The sequence below is a fragment of the Paenibacillus sp. JZ16 genome, from assembly GCF_015326965.1.
In the GTDB taxonomy this organism is placed as follows: domain Bacteria; phylum Bacillota; class Bacilli; order Paenibacillales; family Paenibacillaceae; genus Paenibacillus_AQ.
This window is the reverse complement of the sequence record NZ_CP017659.1, coordinates 7,089,496-7,114,719: the sequence shown is the minus strand read 5'-3', so window position 1 is coordinate 7,114,719 and position 25,224 is coordinate 7,089,496. Positions and strand designations below refer to the sequence as shown.

At 48.7% G+C, this 25,224-nt stretch carries 25 protein-coding genes and 1 pseudogene; 8 read left to right on the top strand and 18 right to left on the bottom strand.

Going from position 1 to position 25,224, the window contains the following annotated elements:
• Positions 1-51: 51 nt before the first annotated feature.
• From BJP58_RS31940 to BJP58_RS31905, 8 genes and pseudogenes are all read right to left on the bottom strand, one after another.
• The gene (locus BJP58_RS31940) at positions 52-834 is read right to left on the bottom strand and encodes a sulfite exporter TauE/SafE family protein (RefSeq protein WP_194542022.1); all 783 of its coding nucleotides are present in this window, start codon (positions 832-834) and stop codon (positions 52-54) included.
• A 118-nt stretch (positions 835-952) separates the two neighbouring features.
• Positions 953-2,080, bottom strand: a complete 1,128-nt coding sequence (locus BJP58_RS31935; RefSeq protein WP_194542021.1) for an MBL fold metallo-hydrolase — start codon at positions 2,078-2,080, stop codon at positions 953-955.
• Positions 2,081-2,176: 96 nt separating this feature from the next.
• Positions 2,177-2,761 carry a sulfurtransferase TusA family protein gene (locus BJP58_RS31930; protein ID WP_194542020.1) on the bottom strand — a complete coding sequence of 195 codons (585 nt, stop codon included), beginning with the start codon at positions 2,759-2,761 and terminating at the stop codon, positions 2,177-2,179.
• A gap of 112 nt (positions 2,762-2,873) precedes the next feature.
• Positions 2,874-3,169: pseudogene (locus BJP58_RS31925) on the bottom strand (rhodanese-like domain-containing protein).
• A 30-nt stretch (positions 3,170-3,199) separates the two neighbouring features.
• On the bottom strand, positions 3,200-3,565 hold the full coding sequence (locus tag BJP58_RS31920) for a rhodanese-like domain-containing protein (protein ID WP_194542019.1): 366 nt from the start codon (positions 3,563-3,565) through the stop codon (positions 3,200-3,202).
• Positions 3,566-3,610: 45 nt separating this feature from the next.
• Positions 3,611-4,096 carry a DsrE/DsrF/DrsH-like family protein gene (locus BJP58_RS31915; RefSeq protein WP_194542018.1) on the bottom strand — a complete coding sequence of 162 codons (486 nt, stop codon included), beginning with the start codon at positions 4,094-4,096 and terminating at the stop codon, positions 3,611-3,613.
• Between the two features lie 86 nt (positions 4,097-4,182).
• Entirely contained in the window at positions 4,183-4,410 is a 228-nt protein-coding gene (locus BJP58_RS31910; protein WP_194542017.1) for a sulfurtransferase TusA family protein, read from the bottom strand.
• Between the two features lie 138 nt (positions 4,411-4,548).
• Positions 4,549-4,809 (bottom strand): metal-sensitive transcriptional regulator, encoded by a 261-nt coding sequence (locus BJP58_RS31905; RefSeq protein ID WP_071218276.1) that lies wholly within the window; start codon positions 4,807-4,809, stop codon positions 4,549-4,551.
• Positions 4,810-5,044: 235 nt separating this feature from the next.
• Between BJP58_RS31905 and BJP58_RS31900 the strand changes: the two genes are divergently transcribed.
• The gene (locus BJP58_RS31900) at positions 5,045-6,697 is read left to right on the top strand and encodes a CoA-disulfide reductase (protein WP_194542016.1); all 1,653 of its coding nucleotides are present in this window, start codon (positions 5,045-5,047) and stop codon (positions 6,695-6,697) included.
• 117 nt (positions 6,698-6,814) lie between these two features.
• On the opposite strand, the gene BJP58_RS31895 is transcribed toward BJP58_RS31900, so the two are convergent.
• From BJP58_RS31895 to BJP58_RS31885, 3 genes are all read right to left on the bottom strand, one after another.
• Positions 6,815-8,200 carry an MATE family efflux transporter gene (locus BJP58_RS31895; protein WP_194542015.1) on the bottom strand — a complete coding sequence of 462 codons (1,386 nt, stop codon included), beginning with the start codon at positions 8,198-8,200 and terminating at the stop codon, positions 6,815-6,817.
• Between the two features lie 431 nt (positions 8,201-8,631).
• Complete coding sequence (locus BJP58_RS31890; protein ID WP_194545134.1) at positions 8,632-9,987, bottom strand: MFS transporter; 1,356 nt, start codon at positions 9,985-9,987, stop codon at positions 8,632-8,634.
• Positions 9,988-10,243: 256 nt separating this feature from the next.
• Entirely contained in the window at positions 10,244-11,332 is a 1,089-nt protein-coding gene (locus BJP58_RS31885; protein WP_194542014.1) for a saccharopine dehydrogenase family protein, read from the bottom strand.
• Between the two features lie 265 nt (positions 11,333-11,597).
• Here BJP58_RS31885 and BJP58_RS31880 point away from each other — a divergent pair, with 265 nt between their 5' ends.
• The 3 genes from BJP58_RS31880 (at position 11,598) to BJP58_RS31870 (ending at position 14,475) form a co-directional block, all read left to right on the top strand.
• Positions 11,598-12,677, top strand: a complete 1,080-nt coding sequence (locus tag BJP58_RS31880) for a LuxR C-terminal-related transcriptional regulator (RefSeq protein ID WP_194542013.1) — start codon at positions 11,598-11,600, stop codon at positions 12,675-12,677.
• A gap of 175 nt (positions 12,678-12,852) precedes the next feature.
• Entirely contained in the window at positions 12,853-13,473 is a 621-nt protein-coding gene (locus BJP58_RS31875) for a DUF1796 family putative cysteine peptidase (RefSeq protein ID WP_194542012.1), read from the top strand.
• A gap of 189 nt (positions 13,474-13,662) precedes the next feature.
• Positions 13,663-14,475, top strand: coding sequence for a hypothetical protein (locus tag BJP58_RS31870; RefSeq protein ID WP_194542011.1), 813 nt, complete (start codon positions 13,663-13,665; stop codon positions 14,473-14,475).
• Between the two features lie 89 nt (positions 14,476-14,564).
• Here BJP58_RS31870 and BJP58_RS31865 read toward each other — a convergent pair whose 3' ends face one another.
• Complete coding sequence (locus BJP58_RS31865; RefSeq protein ID WP_194542010.1) at positions 14,565-15,155, bottom strand: hypothetical protein; 591 nt, start codon at positions 15,153-15,155, stop codon at positions 14,565-14,567.
• A gap of 171 nt (positions 15,156-15,326) precedes the next feature.
• On the bottom strand, positions 15,327-16,163 hold the full coding sequence (locus BJP58_RS31860) for a helix-turn-helix transcriptional regulator (protein ID WP_194545133.1): 837 nt from the start codon (positions 16,161-16,163) through the stop codon (positions 15,327-15,329).
• 122 nt (positions 16,164-16,285) lie between these two features.
• Between BJP58_RS31860 and BJP58_RS31855 the strand changes: the two genes are divergently transcribed.
• Together BJP58_RS31855 and BJP58_RS31850 are read left to right on the top strand one after the other, a co-directional pair.
• Positions 16,286-17,281 carry a Gfo/Idh/MocA family protein gene (locus BJP58_RS31855; RefSeq protein ID WP_194542009.1) on the top strand — a complete coding sequence of 332 codons (996 nt, stop codon included), beginning with the start codon at positions 16,286-16,288 and terminating at the stop codon, positions 17,279-17,281.
• A 23-nt stretch (positions 17,282-17,304) separates the two neighbouring features.
• Positions 17,305-18,252 (top strand): aldo/keto reductase, encoded by a 948-nt coding sequence (locus tag BJP58_RS31850; RefSeq protein WP_194542008.1) that lies wholly within the window; start codon positions 17,305-17,307, stop codon positions 18,250-18,252.
• 140 nt (positions 18,253-18,392) lie between these two features.
• Here BJP58_RS31850 and BJP58_RS31845 read toward each other — a convergent pair whose 3' ends face one another.
• From BJP58_RS31845 to BJP58_RS31825, 5 genes are all read right to left on the bottom strand, one after another.
• Positions 18,393-18,935, bottom strand: a complete 543-nt coding sequence (locus BJP58_RS31845) for a DUF6022 family protein (protein ID WP_233354818.1) — start codon at positions 18,933-18,935, stop codon at positions 18,393-18,395.
• Positions 18,936-19,175: 240 nt separating this feature from the next.
• Complete coding sequence (locus tag BJP58_RS31840) at positions 19,176-19,763, bottom strand: TetR/AcrR family transcriptional regulator (protein WP_194542007.1); 588 nt, start codon at positions 19,761-19,763, stop codon at positions 19,176-19,178.
• 25 nt (positions 19,764-19,788) lie between these two features.
• Positions 19,789-20,583 carry a DNA alkylation repair protein gene (locus BJP58_RS31835; protein WP_194542006.1) on the bottom strand — a complete coding sequence of 265 codons (795 nt, stop codon included), beginning with the start codon at positions 20,581-20,583 and terminating at the stop codon, positions 19,789-19,791.
• Complete coding sequence (locus tag BJP58_RS31830; RefSeq protein ID WP_194542005.1) at positions 20,580-21,035, bottom strand: VOC family protein; 456 nt, start codon at positions 21,033-21,035, stop codon at positions 20,580-20,582. The genes BJP58_RS31835 and BJP58_RS31830 overlap by 4 nt, the downstream gene beginning before the upstream one ends.
• A 158-nt stretch (positions 21,036-21,193) precedes the next feature.
• A complete protein-coding gene (locus BJP58_RS31825) occupies positions 21,194-21,538 on the bottom strand; it encodes a hypothetical protein (RefSeq protein ID WP_194542004.1) in 345 nt (114 codons plus the stop codon).
• A gap of 133 nt (positions 21,539-21,671) precedes the next feature.
• Here BJP58_RS31825 and BJP58_RS31820 point away from each other — a divergent pair, with 133 nt between their 5' ends.
• Entirely contained in the window at positions 21,672-21,953 is a 282-nt protein-coding gene (locus BJP58_RS31820) for a GNAT family N-acetyltransferase (RefSeq protein WP_194542003.1), read from the top strand.
• A gap of 205 nt (positions 21,954-22,158) precedes the next feature.
• On the top strand, positions 22,159-25,179 hold the full coding sequence (locus BJP58_RS31815; protein ID WP_194542002.1) for a PAS domain-containing hybrid sensor histidine kinase/response regulator: 3,021 nt from the start codon (positions 22,159-22,161) through the stop codon (positions 25,177-25,179).
• The last annotated feature ends 45 nt before the right edge of the window (positions 25,180-25,224 follow it).

The window sequence follows — 25,224 nt, the reverse complement described above, 5'->3', positions numbered from 1 at the left end:
TCTCCACTGGGCTCGGTCAGGATTAACCATAGTGATTTCTGGAGTCCGCCATCATAGAATGTCCAGCCAAATTTTGATAGCCGTTGCCAGGATCAAAACGGCCAGCATGATCTGCAGGATCCTCGTGTTCATCTTCTTGCCCGCGGCCGCTCCCAGTGGAGAAGCGATCAAGCTGGCAACAACCATAATAAGGGCCGGGATATAATCCACTTGTCCCGTCGTCAGCTTCCCTACCGTAGAACCGATGGATGAGATGAAGGTGATTGCGAGCGAGGACGCAATGGTCATTCGCGTCGGTATTTTCAATACAACCAGCATGATCGGAACGAGCAGGAACGCCCCGGCCGCCCCGACGATGCCAGCTCCGATACCGACCACAAGAGCCAGCGAAGCGGCCAGCCATTTATTGAACTTGACCTGATCCAGCGGAATATCGTCCACCCCTTTGTTCGGAATGAACATCATAATGGCCGCAATCAGCGCCAATATGCCGTAGATGAGATTGATGCCGCCTTCGCTCATCATCTTGGAGCCGAAACCGCCGATGAAGCTGCCCAGCAGTATGGCCGAACCCATATAGATAATGAGCGTTTTGTTCAGATATCCGCCCTTACGGTATGCCCACACGCCGCCGATCGTGGCGAAGAATACCTGTACGGCGCTTATGCCCGATACTTCATGCGCCGTGAAAGCCGCAAGGCCGAATAACGGCGGGATATACAGCAGCATCGGGTATTTGATGATCGAGCCTCCAATGCCAACCATTCCTGATATATAAGAGCCAATGAACCCGATTAAAAATATCGTAATGATGAAGGATATGATTAGTTCCATCGTGCTGCCCCCTTATTTCTCTTTAGAAAAGGGAACCTGTCTGGTTCCCCTTGATCTCTTTTTCTCTAGTTTCATCCGTTTATATCCATGGCCGATGTTGTTAGCGACCCTTGCAAGATTAACGTACCGCGCAGCGGTTCGGCCCGATCTCCATCTCTCGCTGCTGCTCCGTATCCGGATTCATTTTACCCATGTTCGTTTGGCGGATCTCCTGATAGCTGTTAGGCTGCGGCGGCAGATTTTGCGTGACCAACGTCCGGAACTCTGCCTCATCGGCGATGTTGAGTCCATGGTTTTCCCGGTATAGCTCTCCCAGTTTCTTCGCGACGGTTCCGTCCTCGTTCAGTTCGTCCATGACCATGAAATGCGCCGGCAGCACGGTCAGATCATCCGATAGATGGGTGTAGCGGACATAGAGCGTTTCCCGCAAGTCGCCAACCCAATCCTCCGCCAGCCCCGCCAGATCCGGACGGCCGATGGAATCGATAAACAGAATATCGCCTGTCAGCAAATATTGATCATCAATTACAAACGAGGTGGACCCGATGGTATGGCCCGGAGAATGGAGCGCTTCAATGCGAATTGTGCTGCCGCCGATCACCACTTCGCCTCCGTTCTTGAGCGGTTCGTACTTAAACGCCACCTCGCCGGCATCCTTTGGCGGAAGCCAGTATCCGGCTCCTGTCTGCTTAGCAATCAATCGTCCTCCGGAAATATGGTCCGCATGGAGATGGGTATCAAACACATGCTTGATGTTTGCATTCAGGCTTTTTGCGAAATCAAGATATACCTCCGTCATACGGGTTGCGTCAAACAATGCCGCTTCACCGTTCGATACCGCCATATAAGACAAGCAGCCTTTGCCTATGCGAACAAACTGATAAAGCGTGCCTCCATCTGCCAAACTGCCGATCTTCAGGGGAACAAGGTGTTCACTCCAGGCCTTCATGCCGCCTTTCAAATACGCCACATGCCGGCCGTGCTCGGCCAGCATCTCAGCCACCATCACCGACGAGCCTTCCTTGGCGCATACGACGAGCACTTCTTGATCCTTCGGGATTCGATCCAAAATTTCTTCCACGCCGTCAATCAAATCAAAGTAGGGAATATTCAAATGCTGAATTCCTTCGCCTTCAATCTTCCAGTCCTCGTAATCCGATGGGTTCCGCACGTCCAATATGAACAGGCTCTCTTTGCGAATCGCCTTCATGGCCACTTCTTGCGCTTGCATTACTCTTACTGTCATGTCGCCTTCCTCCTCATAATTTCAAATGGATCTGAAATGTTAAATTCCTTCCGGCTGCCTATTAAAAGCGCTCAGCATGTTTTTTCAGCAGCCATCTTAAACTGCGTTATCGTTCAAGCCCACAGTTTCTCCACGCCAGCCGCTCATGCCAGGTACGACGTTTATAATGCCTGCAAAGCCGTTAGCTGAAAGCTTTTGCGCAGCCAGGTCGCTCCGCGTTCCGGTACGGCAGATGACATAGATTTCATCCTCTTTGTTCAGCTCAGCCATACGTTCATCCAGATCACCAAGAGGAATCGATACGGCATTGCGAATATGCTCGAAAGCAAACTCCGCCGCTTCCCTTACATCCAGAACGACGATTGACGCTCCGGACGCAAGTTTCTCCTCCAGCTGATCATTAGAGGCTACATGCGGATAAGTTCGTTCTGCCGTTTCTTCTCCTGATGATTTGCGAAGGTAGTGCTTCAGCACATCCCCCTCTTCAATCGTTCCGAGATATTGATGCCCCGTGCTTTCCGCCCATGCCTGCATGTCGGCCTTGGAGCCTTTATCGGTTGCCTCTACCTCCAGTACATGTCCGGCTTCAAGATCCTTCATCGCTTTTTTCGTGCGGACGATGGGCATCGGGCAAGCGAGCCCCTTAGCATCCAGCCTCATATTCGATTCAATTGCTGCCATATCACATCGAACCTCCATTGTTTTGTTTTCGGACACACATACCGCCAGGGGTATATTTCAGTTCAAAAAAAGGGGGTGCCTATCACACCCATTCTTTTTCAAATAGACACAGTTACTCTGTATTGCCCTCCCATGCCAGCATACCGCCCGTCATATTGACGACTTGATAGCCTTGACCTTCCAAATATTCTGCAGCACGGCCGCTGCGCCCCCGGAACGGCATACCAAGACATACTCTTTCGACCGATCAAGATCCTGTTTGCGGAATTCAATCAAACCTAAAGGAATGTTGACGGCGCCCGGAATTTTACCTTCCGCGACTTCCTCCGCTTCTCGAACATCGATGATATTCATGTCAGCTCCGTCACTCAGCAGATGCTCAACTTCTTTTGGAGAAATCTCTTTCATGTTGATCAGAACTCCCTTTACTTTTTTTAGTTAAGACCAGCGATTCATGCCGCCCTTCACGTTAGTCACCGTCTCAAAGCCTAATTTCTTTAAAGTTTTGCTCGCTTTGTTGCTTCGCATGCCGCTTTGACAGATCAATACCACTTCCATGTCTTTGGAGAGCGAATCGCTGCTCGACATGAGCTGGTCCAGCGGAATATTCCGGAAACCCCGTATGTGATTCCCCTTGAACTCTCCCGGCGTCCGGACATCGATGAACTGCTTGATTGTGTTGCTGTCTTTAAGCTCTTGCTCCAGCTGTGCCGAGGTAATCTGCCTGACTCCCTGAGCCGGGAGGATTCTCCAAACGACAAACAGAATGATAAGTGCAATGAACGATACATTGAGTATATCCATCTTTATTCCCTCTCTTTATAACAGCAACCGTCGCCGCTGTTTTCCTTAAATGAACAAGTTAACATGGCCATCCTGAGCATCGCCCAAATACGCAGCAACCCCCGCATACTCAATGCCGTCAAACAGTTCTTCTTGCTGCAGCCCAAGCAGATCCATCGTCATGGTGCATGCAACAAGCTTGATGTCCTGCTCCTGCGCCATCTCGATCAATTGCGGCAGCGGAACGGCGTTGTGTTTCTTGATCACATCCTTGATCATTTTTGGACCCATCCCGGCAAAATTCATTTTGGAAAGACCCATGTTATCGGATCCGCGCGGCATCATTTTCCCAAACATCTTCTCGATGAAACTTTTTTTCTTGGGCAGCATGACATCCTCGTCCTTACGCAGTGCGTTCAGTCCCCAGAAGGTATGAAATATCGTCACCTCATGGTCATAAGCGGCAGCGCCGTTCGCGATGATATAGGCGGCCATGGCTTTGTCATAATCGCCGCTGAATAATACAATCGTTGTCTTTTTTGTTTCCGTCACTTCGTGATCTCCCCTTGTAAAATTTGATTTATAAATCTCAATGAATACGTTTATACCCCCATAGGTATATTTCCATTCAAAAAAAATTATCCCTTTCTAATCCAAAATTTCAATACGCCCCCATCCTCTGCCTGCTCCAGCATCTCGTTACCCGTCGACTTGGCCCATGCCGTCAAATCGCTCTTCGCGCCTCGATCCGTTGCATGAATCTCAAGCACTTGGCCTTGTTGCATCTCTTTCATCTGTTTCTTTGTTTTCACGATCGGCATGGGACATGCCAAGCCTTTCACATCCAATACTTTATCCGCGTTCATTATAATTCCTCCTTAAAATGATGACTATATGTTTCGTTATTTACCTGTGGGGGTATTTCAAGCAATGGCGTAAGTCATGTCAATCCTGATTGAACTTCCTACTGCCTGGTATTCAATTGAGGGAACGTTGTCCTCATGTTATCTACTTTTCACTAGCAAATTGACCGCTTCAACCACTAGCTTCTCCGTGTCCTGCCCGGTCTCTTCAGCTTTCTGTACGCATTCCACAAGGTTGGAGCTGACGACAACGCCGATCGTCCGATCTATCGCCGTCCGCGTTGCGGAGAGCTGGGTAATCACTTCCTTGCAATCCTTGTTCTCTTCCATCATTTTCAGAATGCCACGAAGCTGACCTTCGATGCGTTTCACCCGATTTTTCATTTGATCATTGTAGTCCATCTCGATCCCCTCCTGTCTCTGCACTTTTTAGGATGCATGATTAAAAGCATACGGGCTTGCATGTCTTCAATATATACCCCCAAGGGTATGTTGTCAAATGGATAATTCTAACTTTACGCTTATCATGACATGTCTGATAATTGTCACACTCTTCCGTGCTGCCATATGTTATGATACCCCATAGGGTATATAAAAATCCATTCACTATATACACCAAATCAGGGAGGAATATTCGATGGGCAAAAAAATTCTCATTGTCGGCGGCGTAGCGGGAGGAGCCTCGGCAGCTGCCAGACTGCGGAGATTGGATGAGGACTCTGCCATTGTTTTAGTGGAGCGCGGTGAATATATTTCGTTTGCCAACTGCGGTCTGCCCTACTATATAGGAGAAACGATAACCGACCGCGATAAGCTCATGGTGCAGACCGTACCCGGTCTTAGCCGCCGCTACGAGCTGGATATTCGGAATCTTAGCGAAGTTACGTCCATACTGCGTGATGAAAAAATGGTTACGATTAAAAACCTTATTACCGGAGAAACCTACACCGAGGGTTATGATTATCTGATCCTATCACCCGGCGCGAAGCCGATTACGCCGGATATTCGCGGTCTGACCGGATCACCAAACGTCTTCACTTTACGCAATATCCCCGATACGGACCGCATTAAGCAGTACGTGGATGAAGTCCAGCCGAAGGAAGCCGTTATTGTCGGGGGTGGATTTATCGGGCTGGAAATGGCCGAGAATCTGGCGGATCGCGGCGTTCAGGTGACAGTCATCGAAATGGCCAACCAGGTGATGGCTCCGCTCGACTACGAAATGGCCGCAATCGTCCAATCGCATCTTAAGGAAAAAGAAGTCCGTCTGATTCTTGAGGATGGCATAAAAGGGTTTCATGAGGGCGGTCAACAAATCGAGCTTACCAGCGGCAAACGAATATCAACCGAGATGACCTTGCTCTCGATAGGCGTTCAGCCAGAGAGCTTGCTGGCATCAGCTGCCGGACTTCCCGTCAATGATCGCGGCGCGATTCAAGTTAACGAATATATGCAGACCGCTGACCCGAGCATTTATGCCATCGGCGATGCGATTGAGGTAAAGGATTATGTCCTTCAGAGCCAGGCCTTTATCCCGCTCGCCGGTCCTGCCAACCGGCAGGGGCGCCTGGTTGCAGACCACATCTATGGTAAAACCAATGGTTACAAAGGCACGCTCGGTTCGTCGATTGCCAAGGTCTTTGATCTAACGGTTGCTGCAACAGGCGTTAACGAAAAGCGCCTCAAACAGATGAACATCCCTTATCAAGCCATCCATATTCACCCCTCGTCTCATGCCGGATACTACCCCGGGGCGTATCCCATTTCCTTGAAGCTGTTATTCCATCCGGAAACAGGTCAAATCTATGGAGCGCAAGCGATTGGAGCAGATGGCGTGGATAAGCGAATCGATGTCATTGCTACAGCTATCAAGGGAAATCTCAATGTATGGGACCTGGCGGAGCTGGAGCTTTCCTACGCGCCCCCATATTCCTCCGCCAAAGACCCGGTTAACTATGCCGGATATGTTGCCGCCAACATCATGGACGGTTTGGTTGAAACGGTGCAGTGGCATGAAATCGACGACCTGGTCGGAAACGGTGCAACCTTGATCGACGTTCGTGAGCCTAAAGAAAGGGAAGCGGGTTATATCCCAGGTTCCGTCAACATTCCGCTTAACGATCTGCGCAGCCGACTGAAGGAATTGCCGGAGAATGAGATGCTGTACGTGACTTGCCAGGTTGGGCTGCGCGGATACTTGGCGGCCCGTATTTTGGCCGAGCATGGCTTCCGGGTTAAGAATCTCGACGGCGGCTGGAAAACATACGCAGCGGTTTACAAGCCATCCTAATCGTTCCTAATTAAATCTGTTTGGAACTGATGAAACATGCTGCTTGCAGTAAAAAAACATGCAAAAAAGCCCCGGAAACACGGGGCTTTTCTTGCTTTATATACAATAGATAATGGCTTAAATCAGCTTGTGCGCATACCATTTCTTGCCGCGGAAGCGCCATAGGAAAATCGCTCCCCGCACTCCCCATTCACAATTCATGGCCAGCCATACGCCAAGGATGCTCCAGCCCAGAACGATCCCCATAATATAACCGAGAATCACCCGGAACAGCCACATGGTCAGCATCGAAGTGATAGAGGTAAAACGCGAGTCGCCTGCCGCACGCAGCGCCGAAGGCAGAATAAAGCTTATCGACCATAGCGGAACCTGTACAAGGGTGTTAATCAACAGCACTACAAACAGATCGTTCACGATTTCCGGAGGCGGGTTAAACAGCCCGACCAGCGGCCGGTAGAGCGGCATCAAAATCAAACCCATGAAGGCGAGCGAGATTGCGCCAAGCCACAAAAAAGATTTGATGAACTTCCGGGCATCCGCTATATTTCCGCGGCCAATGCATTGACCAACGACGGTCACAATCGTTAAGGACAACGCGCTGGCTGGAATTTGGAAGACGGCCGCAAGTGAAGACCCGATCGCGTTCGTAGCTATGGCGTACGTACCCAAGCTGACGATAAACACTTGGGTTAACAGCTTTCCTCCGTTAAAAAACATCTGTTCGGCTGCAAACGGAAGCCCGATAAACATAATTTTGCGCAGCATGGATATCGGGAAATGAAACAGATCTCGCAGGCGGATATGCAGCGTGGCGTCCACTCTGAACAGATAGTAGAGCGCGCAGGCTGCACCGGCAAAGCGGGCGATGTTAATCGCCAGCGTCATGCCCATAACGCCCATATTCAGCAGGGTGATGAACACGATGTTGAGCAGAACGTAGAGCAGATTCATGATTAACGACAATGCCAGTGAAGCCCGGGTCTTGCCGATCCCCCGCAGCGCGCCGCAAACCGCCTGCACGATGGCAATTCCGATGAAGGAAGTACTGCTTCCGATCAGATATACTCGCGCACTCTCCAGCACCTCGGGTGACGCTGAGCCGAACAGCAGATTCAGCACCGGCTGGTGAAGCCCAATGATCAGCAGCGCGATCGCTAAAGCGATCATCGCCACGGATGTAACAGTAGCCGCAGAAGCCCGGGATACCATCATGGCATTGCCGCTTCCCTTATATTGTGCAACGACGACGGTGCCCCCGGTTGCTACCGCCACGAACACATTGATCAGGAAAATATTCAGGGAATCCACCATGTTCACGGCGCTGACCGCCGATACGCCCGACGAACTGATCATGGCGGTGTTGACCAGATTCAAACCGATGATGAATGCCTGATCAATCAAGATCGGAAAAAATAAAGCGAAAATCTGCCGGTAGTCCATCGACTCCCCGGATAAATGATGTTGAAGCAAACCGTTCATTTGGGTTCGTAATCGAACCAACATCTGTCATCACATTCTTTTCGTTGTAATATAAAAGAAAAAAACTCTTCAAACGAAGAGCTTCAGACTTACGGTATTCAGAAATGGCTGCCGCAACCGTCGCTTGGGAGAGCTCACTCCCTCGCCAAGGGGACAATACGGATTAATTCATTTGATCCCGGATAAACCCCGTCTTTGATTGGAGGATATCACCAGACCCGAGTTCTGTCAACGAATGCAAGCCACAGGAAATGACCGTAATCCGCTGTTAAACGGAGCAACATGATAGTCTGGACTTGACGAAGACGTTTCGACAGCTATCCAGACTATTCTCCCCCAATGATCAATACAGAAGCGGCACAATGGCGTATGAAGAGCTTGTTACCAAAAAAATCCCGCTCTCTCCGTTGTTACAAGAGAGATCGGGATTTGGAGCACAAATATGCTTCTATGCTTTAGATTCGTCTGCTTCTTTTTCCGACATAAGTCAATGTATAGATCATACTTCCAGCTACGATAACCAACGAAAACAGAAGCAGCAAGTTGCTGTATAAGTCTGTCCCAGCATTCCGTAACATCGGAAGAAGTGGGAATTCCAGCAATCCTCTGGAAAGCAAACCTCCTACAATTGCCACTCCAATCCCCTCAGATAAGAAGCATGTAAAATTAAGCATTCCCATCCCAGCTCCCGCTTCCTTCTCTTCCAGCGAATCGGAAACGACGGTTGAAATCACCGTCTTCACAAAAGAAAGGCCTCCAAATACAAAAATCAGCATGGCCGTTACAATCCAAGGTGATTGATCCTTCAGCATCGCCATAGTTAAAAAACTACCGATAATCATCAAGGTGCCTATATAGAACACAAGATGATGACCTTTCTTATCAACGAGTATGCCCCCTAATATGCCAAACAGCATGACACTCATGGCACCAGGGAACATAACCCCCGCGCCAATCATGCCCGTTGACAGATGGTGGACGCTTCTCATCATATAAGGCACCATGGATAGAAATCCGGCTACCATGCCCAAAATAACGCAGCCCGCGATCGTCCCGGCGATGAACTTCTTCCTTACAAATAAATACGGTTCGATAAATGGATTGGAAGCCCGCTTGATTCGTAAGGCGAATAATACGAGCGCTGCTAAACAGCCAGCCAGATACATCCAATGTTCATTGGTCGTAAACAAGGTAAATAGCACTACGCCAACCGAGAGCAGAACTGCCCCCGTAACATCAATGGTCCCTTTCTGTTCAGTTTCATCCGGTAGCACTTTTAAGAAGAAAGGAATCGTGGCAAGTGTCATAAGAGGAAAAACAAACAACATGGACCAGTGCACATAATGGGCAACGACGCCTCCGATGACAGGCCCGATACCTTCGCCCGTTGCAACCAGTGATCCTATAAGACCAAACGCTCTTCCGCGTTGATTGGCATCGAAATAACGTACAATCATGACCATGACCAGCGCAGGGATGGCAGAGGCTCCCGCCCCCTGAATAAATCTTGCCGCAATCACAGCAGGTAAATAGGCATGTCCCGCTAATCCCAGCATAGAGCCGCTGCCGTACGTTACGATACCTATCATGAGCATTTTTTTGATCCCGTACAGATCCGATATTTTTCCGTACACAAATGAACCTATGGCAAACGTCAGCATAAAGCCTGTATTGACCCAATTGGCCGTCGATGGCTCCACATGAAATTGCCTGGCGATATCCGGCAGTGCCACATTAAACACGGTTTCATTCAAAACGCTGAAAAACACCAAAAATCCCAGCCAGGCAAACGCGCCTTTCACATTTGTGATCCGTAATTTTTGACTTGGTTGAGTAATCTCTTCCACTTGGTAGTGCCCCCATAAATTTAGGGGAATACGCAGTTTATAGGGTCAATGATGCGATTTCCCTCAAATTTTGTACCCAAATCCATCTTTTTTGCCGCATGCAATAATCCTCCTTTGAATATTCTAAGGCTTAATATAACATACGGATGAGGAAGACGAAAAATACAATGATATAGAAGCAGTGGAGCATTCACATGATGTGTGCGCCTTTAGAAGGCGGCTACATACTCCCTCTCTTCCCATCCCGCCATACCTCCATGCGAACCTCTTTCTCCAGCCACCCCTTCATACTCGCTAATTCAAACACTTGTTCAATATGAAACACCCCGCACGCGATATTCCCACTGTATACAGCATCCGCAACACTCGCCGCTACCTTAGCCGTTAATCTGGACTGATCCCGCCCGACCAGCAAAGATTCAACTGTACTGTTTTTGCCACGGCGCTTGCCCTGCGCTTCAACTTTTAGAGCAACATCATCGGATCCCATCCGTATATTCATAAAAGCTTTCACGGCAGCGTTCCGTATCCATTTAACCTTAAGCAAATGATGCAGACCGGATGCACGGAATCCTGCAAGCATGGTAGTTAGAGGGGAAGAATCAAAACCCAACCGGGTCGATACGGTGGGAACTTCCAAGGTGTTGGGCAATGTGGATTGATCCGAGAATGGGAAACGATACACGGATTTACGTCCTATTTTTTCGCCAAAAAAAACCGACCTTCCATCCGAAAAACTCGCAACCGTCTTAACGCGATAGTTCTCCATCACCTGAAAGGTGGACAGTAGATTGTCCACGGTCCACTCTACGGCAGCCTTGCCGTGCCGATCCCCTAATCCCAGCATAATCGAGATATCAACCGACTCTGTTACATCCAGACCTTTGCTCGCCCAGCTTGCCATGAGATTGGTTAAACCCGGGGCCAGGCCTACACTCAGAATAGCTGACGACCCGGATTCCTCGGCTGCGTCCTTCCACTTCGACACTTGGTTCAAAAACTCGGCTTTTGCCGATATATCCACATAGTGGGTCCCGCTCCGGATGCAAGCTCCGACCCAGGCATCGTCCGCCTGATCCAGACACATGACCACGAGTTTGATCCGTTCCCACTCACTCGCCATGACCGGCTGCCCCATATCCAATCGCATGGGGAGCACCTTCCCGCTTGTCTCCTGACTGAAACGCTCGGCTCTTTCCAAACTTCTTCCTGCAGCGTATACAAGACCGGGATATTTCTCCCCTAACTCCTCGCATATAATCCTTCCTACATGCCCATATCCGCCTACAACCACAATGCGTTCCTTCATGATACTTCCTCTCCATCTCTAAAAAAATCTATATAAGTAACGAGCCCCCGCTCAGACTTGAAAATCCTCAGCGAAGCAAGCCCTGATTTCACTTTTTCCATGGGTAAACCTCCCTTTTTTCCACATGATGCAAGTATGCAGTCTCTTTCATTCCTTCCGCATACATGACATAATAAGAATCATTCTCAATTATAAGGATGGAGAACGATAACCCTATCCCAGAAATGTGGGGTTTTCCTTAGACCGACGAAAAAGGTGACTGAATATGGGCACACATCTTAACAGCTTATTGAATAAAATAGCGGCTCTTGGCAGGGCTTTATCTAATTCCCAAACCTACCGGAGCGAACTCATGAAGCAATTGCGCTGCTGGATTCCTTTCGAATCGGCTTGCTTTACGACGGTAGATCCACGTACATTGCTCTCGACGGGTGCGATCACGGATGAAGACATTGAGGCAATCCATGATCGCCTGTTCGAGTATGAATATCTGCACAGCGATTACAATCACTTTCATAAACTGGCGAACTCCATGGAGAAGGTGGCTACGCTAAGCGGAGCTACGAACGGGGCTCTGAACACAAGCCCTCGTTATCTGAACGTCCTGCAGCCGGCAGGCTTTCATGATGAGATGCGTGCCGCATTGGTAGCGGACGGCATGTGTTGGGGATATCTGACGATATTCCGTCAGGAGGGCCAGCCCTTTTTTAGCGAGGAGGAACGGCAGCTACTCTCTTCCCTGGCACCATTCATGGCGGCCATGCTGCGTGATCGAAGTCTTCCGCGATCCCCCGTTGATGGAATAGATCACATGCCTGAGCCTGGTTTATTGGTGCTGTCCGAAACGCTCGATATTCTTTCATATAATGCTTCTGCACGGCAGTGGATGTCATTGCTCCAGGATGCAGAGGGTATGGATGCCGCTTCGCTCCCCCGCCCGCTGCGGGCAGTCTGCTTCCGAGCTTTGTCCGAGAGCTCCCGAGGTACGGCCTATTCGACGGGCGCTCATACTCGCGTCAGGCTAAGTAATGGCTCCTTTGCCAGCATACGGGCATGCCTTCTGCATGGTCCCGATTCTCTTGCCAAGCTTGCAGTCACGCTTGAGCCTGCCAATACAACGGATATGCTGCCGCTTATCTCGGATGCGTTGGGATTAACGGAGCGCGAGAACGAAGTGATCAGCGGAATTCTGCGAGGATTATCCACCAAGGAGCTTGCTCAATCCCTGTTTATCTCCCCCTACACGATTCAGGATCATCTAAAGTCCATATTTGTTAAAACCGGCGTCAACAGCCGGAGGGAATTAATATGGCAGCTTCATTCAAAATATAGCTTGAGTCCTTGAGGGTCGGGTCCGTAATTTTCCCACCACTCCGTTTCCCCTCAAATCCGGCCCACCTCCGATTATGCTGCACGGTGGCTATGAACCGCACTCCACACCCACCCTTGGTCACTGCTCCATACCAACTCTATCGATCTGCATATGATATCTAATGATAGATTCAAGGAGGTCTGGTAGCATGACAACCCCTGTGGAGTTTGATGCCATTTTCAGTCTGGGTCACAACTGTCAGGTTGCCGCCCAGTTAAGAAGAAACCAGCTGCGTCATGCAGCTGGCCCGTTGGACTGGTTCAACTTCGCTTCGACCCATGAATTTTGTAAAGTCATTAAACGTCAATTCAGCGATTTCATGCTACGGGATAATCTCGACATATACGGCAAATCCGTGAACTGTTACTATGTGCGCGATAAACGATCTTCCTGTTTATCCTTCCATGATTTCAAGAACAATCCGGAGGAGCCTCCGTTATATGACTACCCCGCGTTTCGCGAGCGGCTGGATCGAAGAATCGAACGCTTTAACCGCTGCTTGAATTCTGAACGGAAGACTCTGCTCGTGCGGATCATCGCGAATACCAAGGATGCCGAGACGATTGATCAAGCAATACGCGAAGCCTATCCCAAAGCGGACGTAAACCTGTTATTTATTATGCTCAGCAGCAGTCCCCAAATTGTAAATCTCCCTTCGTTCTCGGATCGGGTTCTCATCAAGCAAATACCGAAAGGGCCCACATGGGAAGGAGATTCGGAGGCTTGGAAGACCATTCTTAGAGAATTTTCGCTCAGTTCAGGGGAATAAGTGTTTGACAAATCCAAAATTTACCTGTATATTTACAAAAAGTGAATCGGAACTCTTACGAAGGAAGCACCCGTAAGTCTGGCGTTGAATGCGCCTTTCTAACGGGTGCTTTTTGTCGTGGGTCCGGCCATTCTGTCATGATGCGAATACCGCTAATGATAATTATTAGTTATTTAAGGAGCGATGTTTATGTTTAGAAGATTACTCACCTCATCACTTGTGATGGCACTTTTACTCTCTTTCATCCCCATGCCTTTCGCGAATGCAGCTGCGATCGAGTTCACCGATACGGTTCAAGCCCAATTGAAAGCCACGGCGGACCGGGCTGGCGGATCCGTACGTACCAAACTCATCAAACAGTTTGATGAGTTCAAATCCGAACGAAACCAGGTAATGGATTTGGATGATCGAATCTCTTCCCTTCGCTATGCCAATGAAGCCAAAGCTTCAGAAACCCGCAAAAAAATCAGCGAAATCGATAAGGATAAAATCCGCAAGCTGGAGGATCAGCTGCAAGCAGCCAAAACCAAGTACCAGCCGCTGTTTAATACCTATTCCGCGCTCAATAAACAAATCGCCGCAGCCAAAAAACTCAAAGACAAATCGCTCTCCAAGATACTGCAGTCACAGGCCAGTGGCATGAAGATCCTGGTATCCTTGGGACGTGATGATATTCGAACTAAGCAGGCGGCGCTTACGGCGGCCAAGAAAGAGAAAGCTTCCAAAGCGGCTAAAGTCCGTTCCATCCTGTCCGAGATTGAATCCTACAAAAGCAAAATCAAAGGCGATAAAAGCGCAATCTCCACGCCGAATAAACTGATGGCAACCGAGTGGAAGAATTTCAAAGCCGCAGTAAAGACCAATGAATCGGCACGAACCAGCGATGCCCTGTCCAGGCTGCTGACACTCTCCGGTCAGATCCTGACGAAAAAGAAAAGCATCTACAGTCACGAACAAAAAATCGAGTCGATCATAACGCGTGCAAATGCCCAATTTAAATAACGTTTTTAAGAATCCCGCAATACAAAAATAACTTCTGCCGCGGGCAGAAGTTAGGGTTCGATATGCAACAAATCAGATCAAAAATCAACTCAACTTGAAGCTGTTTGTAACGGGTATTGGAATCCAGCCAACTTGGATTGATCAAGTAATGGATAGTCATATAACATGCCTTCGTATATAACCTCGAATGCCGGATGCTGAAAGAAATCATTCGGGGTTACTGCGGAGGAAGGGCGATCCCATAGATGAATTCTGCTTTGCTTCATTGCCTCCGCTACGAATTGTGAGCAGAAGTACGATCTTTCCCTCGTAATATCAAGTCTCATCAGCACGCCAAACATGCCGATAAGATTGTAGCCGTAAGCATCCTCTTCATCCTTATAGCTTTGAATCACGCGTCTCGCTGCCTCAAGTTGCTCCCGCGTGACCTTTAGACGGAGCAGAGCGCAGCGCGTGCCGGGAAAGTGACGGAAGGTTCCTTCGTATACATCCTCCTCAACAAATCCCCCTATCCAGGGATTGTTGGCGCATTTCCGGCCGAAGCTGAACACTTCATTCAAGTTCTCATCCAGCACCAGCGAAGCATGATTATAGGGCGCTGCCGTAATTCGTTTAATCAGTTTGGTAAACATCGTACCCGTATCAGTCAGAAGAACATATATATTTTGGTTATCGGACATTTGCTTTCCCCCACATACTTAATTACATATTTCATTGAAGCCGGATTTCGTCAAATCCTTCGTTAATTCCATTGTAGTAGAGGCAAGCCGTTTCCATAACCGACTATAGGTGTGAATAAGACCTAGACCTAAGTCGAGTTCTCAACTGACCTGGCGACGTGATACCCATAACTATACCCCATATAAGCGACGATAGGAAGATGGCGTCATACCTTCATGCTCCATAAATCGCTTGTTAAAATAACTGACGCTCGGATAGCCCGCTTCCACTGCAATCTGTCCGATGGTTTTTTCTTTATGGTCGAGCAGCCACTGCTTTGCCATCTGAAGCCGGCAGCGCGTTACAAAATCCATTGGGGTCATCTCCATGACATTGCGGAATAATTTACAGAAATAGTAAGTGGTAACGCCGAGTCTGTCCGCCCACTCCTCCAAAATAAACGGTTGTGCCGCTTCCTGCTGCATGATCGGCAGCAGTTCAAGAATCCGGTTGGCCGAGTTGTTTGATTTATTATCCGATAAAGCGGATGCCTGCTCCACGAATACGGCTAACAAAGAATACGTTAGCGTGGACAGCTGCGCAGGCTTGAGCATCCGATGGGTCTCCGCCTCATATAACAGCGCTTCGTGCGCTTCCTCAAAGGCTGATGGCTGCCGAATGCTCCACAGCTGGCTTTTATGAAATCCGCGTTCGATGAAATAGTTCTGCAGACCGCTGCCATAAAAGTGGAACCAACGCACATCCCACGGATCGTCCTCGCTGGTGTAATAACGCTGAGCCTGCATTGGAAAATACAGCACGGCTTCACCTGGGCCAAGCGTATGGACTACGTTTTCGATTTCAACATACCCTTTACCGGAAGCCACATAGTGAATATTGAAATTGTTCAGAGACCCGGCTGCCCGCGTAACGGTATGGTCCGGTTCATCCCGGTATATCCCAACCGACTCAGGCAGGCAGAAGAATGGCATTTGCGGTAGGGTCAGCAGATGACTTTGTCGTTTCATCATAATACTCCTCGTATGACAATATTGTTGTATTGTACTACAAAATAATATTATATCAATTTTATTTCTTGTCTTTTATAATCGCAATATAATATTAATAAGTTGTATAGGAGCTGATGAACATGACTCAAAAACTTCGTTGGGGAATCCTTGGCTGCGCCAGTATTGCCAAACGCTCGGTCATACCTGGTTTACAGCAATCCCGTCTCAATGAAGTCGTTGCCATTGCCAGCCGCGATCAGGCAAAAGCAGCGCAAACGGCAGAGGAACTGAATATCCCGACTGCATACAGCAGTTACGAATCCTTGCTCGAGGATTCTTCCATAGATGCGATCTATATTCCGCTCCCCAACCATCTACATAAAGAATGGAGCATCCGTGCGGCGGAAGCCGGTAAACACATTCTATGCGAAAAACCGCTTGCGCTGACGGAAGCAGAAGCAGCTGAAATGGCGGAAGCAGCAGCTAAAGCCGGGGTAGTGCTGGCCGAAGCCTTTATGTATCGGTATCACCCACGGTATGACTTGTTGAAGGAAATGATCAACGCCGGTGCCATCGGGGACATTCGGGGCATACGCAGCGCGTTTACCTTCAACAGTTCCGCCAATCACGGGAATGTCCGCTTTCGCAAGGATTGGGGCGGCGGCTCGATTTATGATATCGGCTGTTATCCGATCAACGCCGCGCGCATCCTGCTGGATAAAGAGCCGGAAGCTGTTACCGTTCAAGCTTTCTTCTCCCCTGAGCATGATCATGTCGACATGATGGCATCCGGATTAATCGAATTTGGAGGGAATGTAGCGCTGACATTTGATTGCGGAATGTGGGCGGCGTATCGCAATCCTCTTGAAATTGTGGGCACGGATGGCCTGATTGAAGTCCCTTACGCCTATAGCCTGCCTGAGGACGGAGCGAACTTCTTCTTAACGACCGGCGACGGACGTAAAGAAATCGAGGTCCCTCGTGCAAACGCATACAGCGAACAAGGCGACCATATGGCCGAAGCTATTTTGAACAACAAGCCTCTCCGCTACTCTTCAGAGGATGCCGTTCACAATATGAAAGTCATAGACGCCTGTCTGCAATCTGCCCATGAACGGAAGCGAATTGTGTTGTAATTACACCCAAGGAGGATATGAATATGAAATATATATCAATCAAGGGATTAAACAAACCTGTCTCTGCGCTAATGAAAGGAACGGACTACTTTTATCATGATTCGTATGAGAAAGCAGCCGCGAATATGGATGCATACCTGGCTATCGGCGGCAATTCCGTTGATACCGCCCACATCTACTGTGGAGGTCAAAGCGAAGAAGTGATCGGCAGATACATGCAGGAAAGAGGTAACCGGGATCAGATCGTCATATTGACCAAAGGTGCCCATCATGACCAGAATGGTCCGCGCGTAAATAAAAAAGACATCAAGAGCGACATCACAACGAGTTTTGAGAGACTGCAGACGAATTTCATCGATCTGTATGCTCTTCACCGTGACGACCCGGAGGTTCCGGCAGGTGAAGTTATTGAAGCTCTGAATGAGTACATTGCCGATGGGAGCGTTGGCGCCATTGGGGTATCCAACTGGACGTGGGAGCGCATCCGGGATGCCAATGCCTATGCCGAAGCGAATGGACTGGTCGGTTTCTCCTTCAGCAGCCCGAATCTCAGTCTGGCCAAACCAAACGAGCCGTTCTGGAAAGGCTGCGTCTCAGCCGATGCAGAGACGATTGCGTGGCATGAAGCTGAGCAGTTTCCGCTGCTCTCCTGGTCTTCCCAAGCGAGAGGATTCTTCACCGGCCGGTTCACACCGGAAATTCGGGACAATGCGGATCTTGTGCGGGTATTTTATAGCGATGCGAACTGGGAACGGTTAGAGCGTGCTAAACAACTGGCCGCTTCGAAGAATGCGACGGCCATACAGATTGCGCTCGCTTACGTGCTGAACCAGCCCTTCCCGACCTGTGCGCTGATCGGTGCGCAGACTGCGGAAGAATTAAAATCCTGTGATGAGGGTTCAACCATCCAGCTGACGAGGGAAGAATTAGACTGGTTAGACCTAACGATCGATCAGCTGGCTTCAATCTAAATGTTAAAAGCGCCTTGTGCCAGGATATTTTCATCCTGCTCAAGGCGCTTTTTATAGGTTAATGACCCGTCTGATATTCTACGCAAGCGCGAATCATCTCCCGGCGGGTAGAATAATCGCGCTGACAGAGCTTTCCTTCCTTACTCCTGTACACCCCGAAGATATGCTTCATATTCAACCGTAAACTCGAGCGCTTCCTTAAAATCCGGGGATTTAAGCGAAAGGGCCGCGACGACTTCCTCTTTTCCTCTCTCATGCAAGGCTATGATTCGAGGCTGCCTTGGGACGCGAAACTGTGTATGGTCATGATATACAACGGTAACGATGGTGCCGAGCGGCTCCTTCACCGGCGAATAAACCGTGCTCCACATCCAGCGCTGCTGGTCTGTCCCTTCCTGACTTCCCCATTCTCTTGAGATGTCGAAGTTACCCGGGAAATTAGGTTCAGGACGTATTCCCATCTCCTTTAATTGTTTATGAATCGGTAAGAATAACAGGTTCAAAAACGTCCCATACGCCGCATCTCCAGCCTCGTTGTATGCCTTCAGCAGTTTTTCCTGGTTTACGGTAAGTACTTTTTGCCAGTTCCCTTCAATGTGTTCGGAAATGTAGCTTCCGATGGCTTCGATCGGGTTATCCTGTTGTTCTTCCAAAAACTCCTGCAGCGGCTTCATTGATTTCATGTTTAACCCCTTCCATTTCATGGATTTTGGATGTACTTCTCCAGCATACAACATTCATGCAAATTGTAAGGTTTGCTGGATATCCGGTCCATATTAGGGGGAAAACCTTCTCTAGTGCTTTAATCTCATACAGGTATGTAGGCCGCCAAAACATCCGGCCCGGATCCGGATCGGATGTTTAACATGATTTGCTACTAAAATTAACATTAATACCTACACCGTGGTTTAGTTATCCGGGAATCAACTTACTCTAAACCACTGTAACATGCCGGTAATTACATCCATCGTCTCCTCGATGCCCTTATCCGTTTCCGGCATTTGAGCAACCCACAGCGAGCATTCGTTTAAAGCGCCGGACAAGGCATGCGTCATAGCATCAACCGGAACGGTCTTCATCATTCCCTGATTCTGCATGAAGGCTAGCTGCTCCCTTAGGTGACTCATCGAATTCTGCTCGTCCATCTCGCGCCAAGACTCCCACCCTACGACACTCGGACCGTCAATGAGCATAATGCGCTTATTCTGCGGCTCTACCACGGTCGCAATAAAAGCCCGACAGCCATACAGAAGCTGCTCCCAAGGATCCTCAGAGCTATCTGCTTCCGCCTCCACGCGCTGCCCAATTTCCGACTGCACTAATTCTAGCACGGCAAGAAACAGCCCTTGTTTATTCTTAAAATGATGATACAGCGCACCGCGGGTAACTTTAGCTTCGTCGGCAATCTCCTCTAGTGCCGCATTGGCATAACCTTTTTCCGTGAAATGTGTTCTGGCTACCTTCAGCAGCAACTGTATAGTTTCGTTAGCTTCGCTTTTGGTTCTTCTCATAATTCGCGTTTCTCTCTCCTATGCATCATTCGGATGCTATTCTCATGGACGTTAGTAGCTTCAGCACTTCCTGATCTCCGCTCTTGGCCATGGATCTTAGCGAATGCTGAAGTATCCAAGGACCGTACATCCCACACGATTCCAGATGTTCAAGCAGCCAGGGAAGGACGGTATCCCGGTAATCTTTGTTTAGATCATGAAGATGATTCGCAACCGATTTGCGGACATAGCCAGAGGAATCCTGCAGAAGGGGCTCTAGCAGTGCCAAATTGTGGGCAGGATCTCCCTTGATCACTGGAATTCGCTTTGCCCACGGCAGACGAGGCCGGGTACCTTCACTAACCAGGCGACGGACATGCGAATTATCATCCGAAAGCCAGTCCTTCAAAATTTCAAGACACAGATCTTCATAATGGAGCAGAAAGGGCCTAATCGCATACTCCGATGTGTGCCGTTTGGTAATTTCATATAACGCGTTCATCGATATTTCAAAGTGATCAAGCCCATATCGTTCCACAAAATATGCAATCGGCATGAGAAAATACCCTTCCGTGAACATTCCTTTCTCTGTTTCATTCTCTGGTCCTATGATGCCGAGTAAAATCTCCAAACTATCCGGATAACCAAAGGGCAGGGCCTGCTGCAATTCTTCCGCAATAACGGCTACCCTTCCTTTCAATTCAAGCGTCGCTGTCTTGCGGCTTACGGCTTCAATGAAAACCTCCGAGGGAAACTCCGGAGCAAGCGGCTTAATTCGATCTGATAAAAGAATCGCCAGTTCTCTTCCAAAGTAGTCCTTTAATGCGGTGGATGTACTCATTTACCGGGTTGGTCATCATCGGTGGACCACACATCTTCATTATACAGCTCCATAAATGCTTGTGAAGGCGGAATGACTTTAATCATATCGATCATCACCCCATTCGGGTCACTGGTAATAAAGTGCCTCTGCCCAAATTCCTCATCCCGTATATCCAGATGAAGCGGCAGCTTTTCGTGGATGATCAGCCTTTGATACTCGGCATCCACATCCTCCACCTCAAAATTAAGAATCAATCCCTGCACTGGTTTCTGAAAGGAAGACGGTACCGTGGGATGATTTTTGGACAAGAGGGCCATTTCATAAGCGCCTTGTCCCTGGTCTCCATTCTTCAGGCTTACATACCAATCCGCTTCAAAAACAACCTCAAATCCAAACAACCGTGTGTAAAACTCTGTGCTCTCGGCAACCTTCTCTGTCATGATAACAGGATAAAATCCTTGCAGTTTCATCTGGAAAACATCTCCTTCTAAATGGGATGAATCCAATTTAACATACAAACAGAATGTATGTAAATAGTTATATCTGAAATTGGTCTGATACCCTCAACTCCTTTCCAACAAAAAAACCTGCAGACAAAATCTGCAGGTTTTTACTTAAACGATACTCACTACCACAGCAAGCTCACCGCGAGCAGATCAAACAACGCCAGTGGCAGAATCACATTGCTGTAATACGGATTGTACGGGTATGGCGGGTATGGTGGTCTTGGTCTCGGATAAGGGCCGGGATAAAAACCTCGATCCCCTTGCTCGATTTGAATGTACACATTTTTGGCATCCAGGTTAATAATGATACCCTCAAAGACTTCATCGTCCAAGGTTTGCACTCTAACTTTTCGGTTCACGGCTTTTTTGAGCGCTGCGTGAGCATGTTCCTTATGCTTTTTCATGGAATGTACCAGATGGTGATCGCATTGAAACAGCATTTGCGGTTGCGTTGAATAATTGTTCATGATGCTCCTCCTTCGTTCTCTTCTACCCGCATTGTATGCAAATGTCCCGTCAAGGGTGTTCGCCTATGTGAAATCCGTTTAATGCATCGTAGATACGGGTATAGTACAACCAGATGAAGGAGGGTTAAACATCATGGACAATCGAAATATACAGACAAAGCCCGGCAGCTTTTTTATTGAAAACAATGGAAAAACGGTAGCCAAAATCTCCTACTCGCCTCAAGGAAACGGAGTGATCAGTATCGATCATACCTATATCTCACCCAGCCTGCGAGGGCAAGGAATCGCCGACGAACTCGTGCGAAAAGTAATAGGATACGCTCGGGAAGAAGATTTGAAAATCATCCCCGCTTGCTCTTATGCCGGGCATTATTTTGACAAAAACGTCGACGAGCGTGACCTGCTGCACAAATAAAAAAGAGGATTAAAACATCATTCGTAAACGGATGTACCGTAAGGTTAATCTCGCCAGCCATAAGGATGCTCCTCTTATCGGTTGGCTTTCACGCGCCTTGATGTCCAAGTTCAAATGCAGCACTGGTATTTACTATTGCGATAGAGTGATCCTATCCTCTATGATCAAAGGGTATAGCTTAAGTTAGGGAGGCATCTATATAATCATGAGGCAAACAGCGGAACATTGGGTCTGGGAACAGATGTTTGATAAATTGCCTATGGGGGCGATCCTGATCTCTGCGGTTGACGAGCCTGTGGCGAAGGTTAATGATCGTTTCTGCGAACTTACCGAATCCAAACGTTCAGACCTGCTTCAGCTCAAACCTTCCGAAATCCAAGTTCTATCTAATCTATCGATTCAACAAATATTGCAATCATTGACATATGAACAAACGTCCACGCTCAAGAGAGACTCATATTTTATCCACCGTAACGGAGATCAAGTCCATGTCTCTGTCTCGATTTCCCTGCTGAACCATCCCGCCCCTGGAGAGGCTCCATGGATATTATGCTGTATAGAGCCCGGGACCGTACAGGAGAAATCGTCTTTGCCTCCGACCATTAAGAATGATGAACTCCTTGCACTCATTTCTAAGAGCGGACAAGATCTTATATCCATCAGCAGCGCTGATGGCATCATCGAATACATCTCACCATCTGTGACGGAAATACTCGGATACACCCAAGAAGAAATGACGGGCCAATGCCGGATCGATTACTATCACCAGGTGGATTCCGAGCAAATGAAAGAACCGGGCAAGCTATTTTCAGAGGAAGATAGTTTCGTTCGTCGCATTCGCCATAAGGACGGGCATTATTTATGGTTTGAAACGTCTTTTCAGTTAATTCGGGGAGCTCACGGCGAGGTTAACAAGGTTCTGGCCATTGGACGAAACATTACCAAGCGCAAAACGGATGAGGATACGCTGGCCCATGCGCAGCGGATTGCCAAGATCGGTTCCTGGCGTTGGGACTTGATCACGCATACGCTCACCTACAGCGATGAAATGAGGCGAATTTACGGATATCAGATCCGTGCCACTGAACCAAACCATAACACGCTGCTGTCATTGGTCGTCCCGGAGGACCGTGAGCGGCTGGAGGCAGCCGTGAGCAGAGCCATTCTAGGAAAGGCGGATGAAATCATCTATCGGATCCAGCTTCAGGACGGTCAAATCCGAACCATTCGAGCTCAATGGGAAGTCTCCGTTACGAAGGAAGGCAGACCCATGGAGATGGTCGGTATGGCGCAGGACATCACCGAGCAGGTGCAGATTGAACAGCAGTCGCTGGAGAATGAAAACAAGTACAAGCTCATAACCGAAAATTCCCTTGATTTCATATCGAGCAGCACCATAGACTGTTCAACGTTTCTTTATTGTTCACCTTCCTGTTATTCACTGCTTGGATATCGTCCGGATGAGATGGTTGGCACCAGTATATTCGATTATGTATACGCGGAGGATATCATACCGCTACAGGACTATTTTAACAATTGCCTGGACGGCAAACTGCTCACACCGATCACCTTCCGTTATATACATAAGGATGGCAGGCACATCTGGTTTGAAGTCAATTGCAAGTACATCAGCACGCAGGACGGCCAAAAGAACGAGATCATTTCGATTGCCCGCGACATCTCCGAACGAAAACTGATGGAATTCAAGCTAAAGGAAAGCGAGCAGCGATACCGTTCTCTATTTGAATATAATCCGTCGGCCGTATACTCCATGAATTTGGATGGCGACTACTTAACGGCCAACCAGAATCTGCAGGAGCTGACAGGATATACGCTGGACGAGCTGATCGGGATGTATTTCGGACCGATTGTAGCGGAAAAGGACATGGCTCGCACGTTGTTTCATTTTAACCAGGCAACAGAAGGCATACCTCAGAGCTATGATCTAACGATTATCCATAAGGATGGACATCCCATCGACATCAATACGATTAACATCCCGATTTTCGTAGATGACGAAGTCGTCGGCGTCTATGGCATTACCCGGGATATCACCGAGCGCATACGAACCATGGAAGAGATCAAGAAGCTGAGCCGGGAGCTCGCCCTTTTGCTGAATACGGTGTCCGAAGGCATTATCGGGCTGGACATTCACGGACACGTCGCATTTATCAATCCGGCAGGCGCAGCGATGCTGGATTATGAACCGGCCACCACCATCGGAAGATTTTGCGACCAGATCATCAAAGAAATTCGCCATGACGGCACTTTTTATCGGGGGGATGATTCTCCGCTTGTTCGAGCCGTCCAACAAGGCGTACCGCTGTCCAGAGCCGAAATCGTGCTTTGGCGGGGCGACGGCACCAGCTTTCTGGCAGATTATCAGGTCAATCCAATCTGGGACCAAGGCGAGCGCAAAGGCGCCGTTATGGTATTCCGCGATATTACCGACGAGAAAGAAATCATCCGGGCGAAGGAGAATGCCGAGCGGGCAGATCAAGCGAAAACGGAGTTTCTGACCATGATGAGTCACGAACTCCGCACGCCGATGAACGGCATCATCGGCATGATTGAGCTATTACGAACGACCCATCTTGACGAGGATCAGCTGAATTATACCGATATTTTGATGGAGAGCAGCAGCTCGCTGTTGCACATCCTGAACGAGATTCTCGATTTCAGCAAAATCGAGACCGGCAATATGACACTCATTCAGGAACCGATCGATTTACGTTCCTTGCTTGAAGTCGTCGTTGATTTATTCTCGGCCAAAGCAAAAGAAAAAGGATTATCATTATCCTGCAGCATCAACAGCTCCACTGTTCCCGATGTGATCATCGGCGATGCTCTGCGGCTGCGGCAAGTGCTTGTTAATCTCATCAGCAATGCCATCAAATTCACGCATGAGGGCAGCATCACGATGAGTGTCGAGGGACTGCGCAGGACCGGGACCCAGGAAATCACGCTTGCTTTTCAAGTAAAGGATACGGGAATTGGCATCCCTGCTGAACAGCAGCATCAGCTGTTCACCTCCTTCTCGCAGCTTCACCCATCCTTGAATCGCAAATATGGGGGTACGGGATTGGGACTGGCGATCAGTAAAAAACTGGTCGAGCTGATGGGCGGGGTCATCGGCGTCGAGAGTCGCGAAAATGTTGGATCCTCCTTCTACTTTACGATCCCGATCCGTACGCTGCAGGATGAAGTCACGGACAAACAAGCATAGGCGTCTCTCCCCTATTCTCTACAAGCAAAAGGGTGATCTACAGCG

Coding starts and splice junctions, on each gene's coding strand:
- BJP58_RS31940 (WP_194542022.1), bottom strand. CDS start 834: ATGGAACTAATCATATCCTTCATCATTACGATATTTTTAATCGGGTTC.
- BJP58_RS31935 (WP_194542021.1), bottom strand. CDS start 2,080: ATGACAGTAAGAGTAATGCAAGCGCAAGAAGTGGCCATGAAGGCGATT.
- BJP58_RS31930 (WP_194542020.1), bottom strand. CDS start 2,761: ATGGCAGCAATTGAATCGAATATGAGGCTGGATGCTAAGGGGCTCGCT.
- BJP58_RS31920 (WP_194542019.1), bottom strand. CDS start 3,565: ATGGATATACTCAATGTATCGTTCATTGCACTTATCATTCTGTTTGTC.
- BJP58_RS31910 (WP_194542017.1), bottom strand. CDS start 4,410: ATGAACGCGGATAAAGTATTGGATGTGAAAGGCTTGGCATGTCCCATG.
- BJP58_RS31905 (WP_071218276.1), bottom strand. CDS start 4,809: ATGGACTACAATGATCAAATGAAAAATCGGGTGAAACGCATCGAAGGT.
- BJP58_RS31900 (WP_194542016.1), top strand. CDS start 5,045: ATGGGCAAAAAAATTCTCATTGTCGGCGGCGTAGCGGGAGGAGCCTCG.
- BJP58_RS31895 (WP_194542015.1), bottom strand. CDS start 8,200: ATGTTGGTTCGATTACGAACCCAAATGAACGGTTTGCTTCAACATCAT.
- BJP58_RS31885 (WP_194542014.1), bottom strand. CDS start 11,332: ATGAAGGAACGCATTGTGGTTGTAGGCGGATATGGGCATGTAGGAAGG.
- BJP58_RS31880 (WP_194542013.1), top strand. CDS start 11,598: ATGGGCACACATCTTAACAGCTTATTGAATAAAATAGCGGCTCTTGGC.
- BJP58_RS31875 (WP_194542012.1), top strand. CDS start 12,853: ATGACAACCCCTGTGGAGTTTGATGCCATTTTCAGTCTGGGTCACAAC.
- BJP58_RS31870 (WP_194542011.1), top strand. CDS start 13,663: ATGTTTAGAAGATTACTCACCTCATCACTTGTGATGGCACTTTTACTC.
- BJP58_RS31865 (WP_194542010.1), bottom strand. CDS start 15,155: ATGTCCGATAACCAAAATATATATGTTCTTCTGACTGATACGGGTACG.
- BJP58_RS31860 (WP_194545133.1), bottom strand. CDS start 16,163: ATGAAACGACAAAGTCATCTGCTGACCCTACCGCAAATGCCATTCTTC.
- BJP58_RS31855 (WP_194542009.1), top strand. CDS start 16,286: ATGACTCAAAAACTTCGTTGGGGAATCCTTGGCTGCGCCAGTATTGCC.
- BJP58_RS31850 (WP_194542008.1), top strand. CDS start 17,305: ATGAAATATATATCAATCAAGGGATTAAACAAACCTGTCTCTGCGCTA.
- BJP58_RS31845 (WP_233354818.1), bottom strand. CDS start 18,935: ATGAAATCAATGAAGCCGCTGCAGGAGTTTTTGGAAGAACAACAGGAT.
- BJP58_RS31840 (WP_194542007.1), bottom strand. CDS start 19,763: ATGAGAAGAACCAAAAGCGAAGCTAACGAAACTATACAGTTGCTGCTG.
- BJP58_RS31835 (WP_194542006.1), bottom strand. CDS start 20,583: ATGAGTACATCCACCGCATTAAAGGACTACTTTGGAAGAGAACTGGCG.
- BJP58_RS31830 (WP_194542005.1), bottom strand. CDS start 21,035: ATGAAACTGCAAGGATTTTATCCTGTTATCATGACAGAGAAGGTTGCC.
- BJP58_RS31825 (WP_194542004.1), bottom strand. CDS start 21,538: ATGAACAATTATTCAACGCAACCGCAAATGCTGTTTCAATGCGATCAC.
- BJP58_RS31820 (WP_194542003.1), top strand. CDS start 21,672: ATGGACAATCGAAATATACAGACAAAGCCCGGCAGCTTTTTTATTGAA.
- BJP58_RS31815 (WP_194542002.1), top strand. CDS start 22,159: ATGAGGCAAACAGCGGAACATTGGGTCTGGGAACAGATGTTTGATAAA.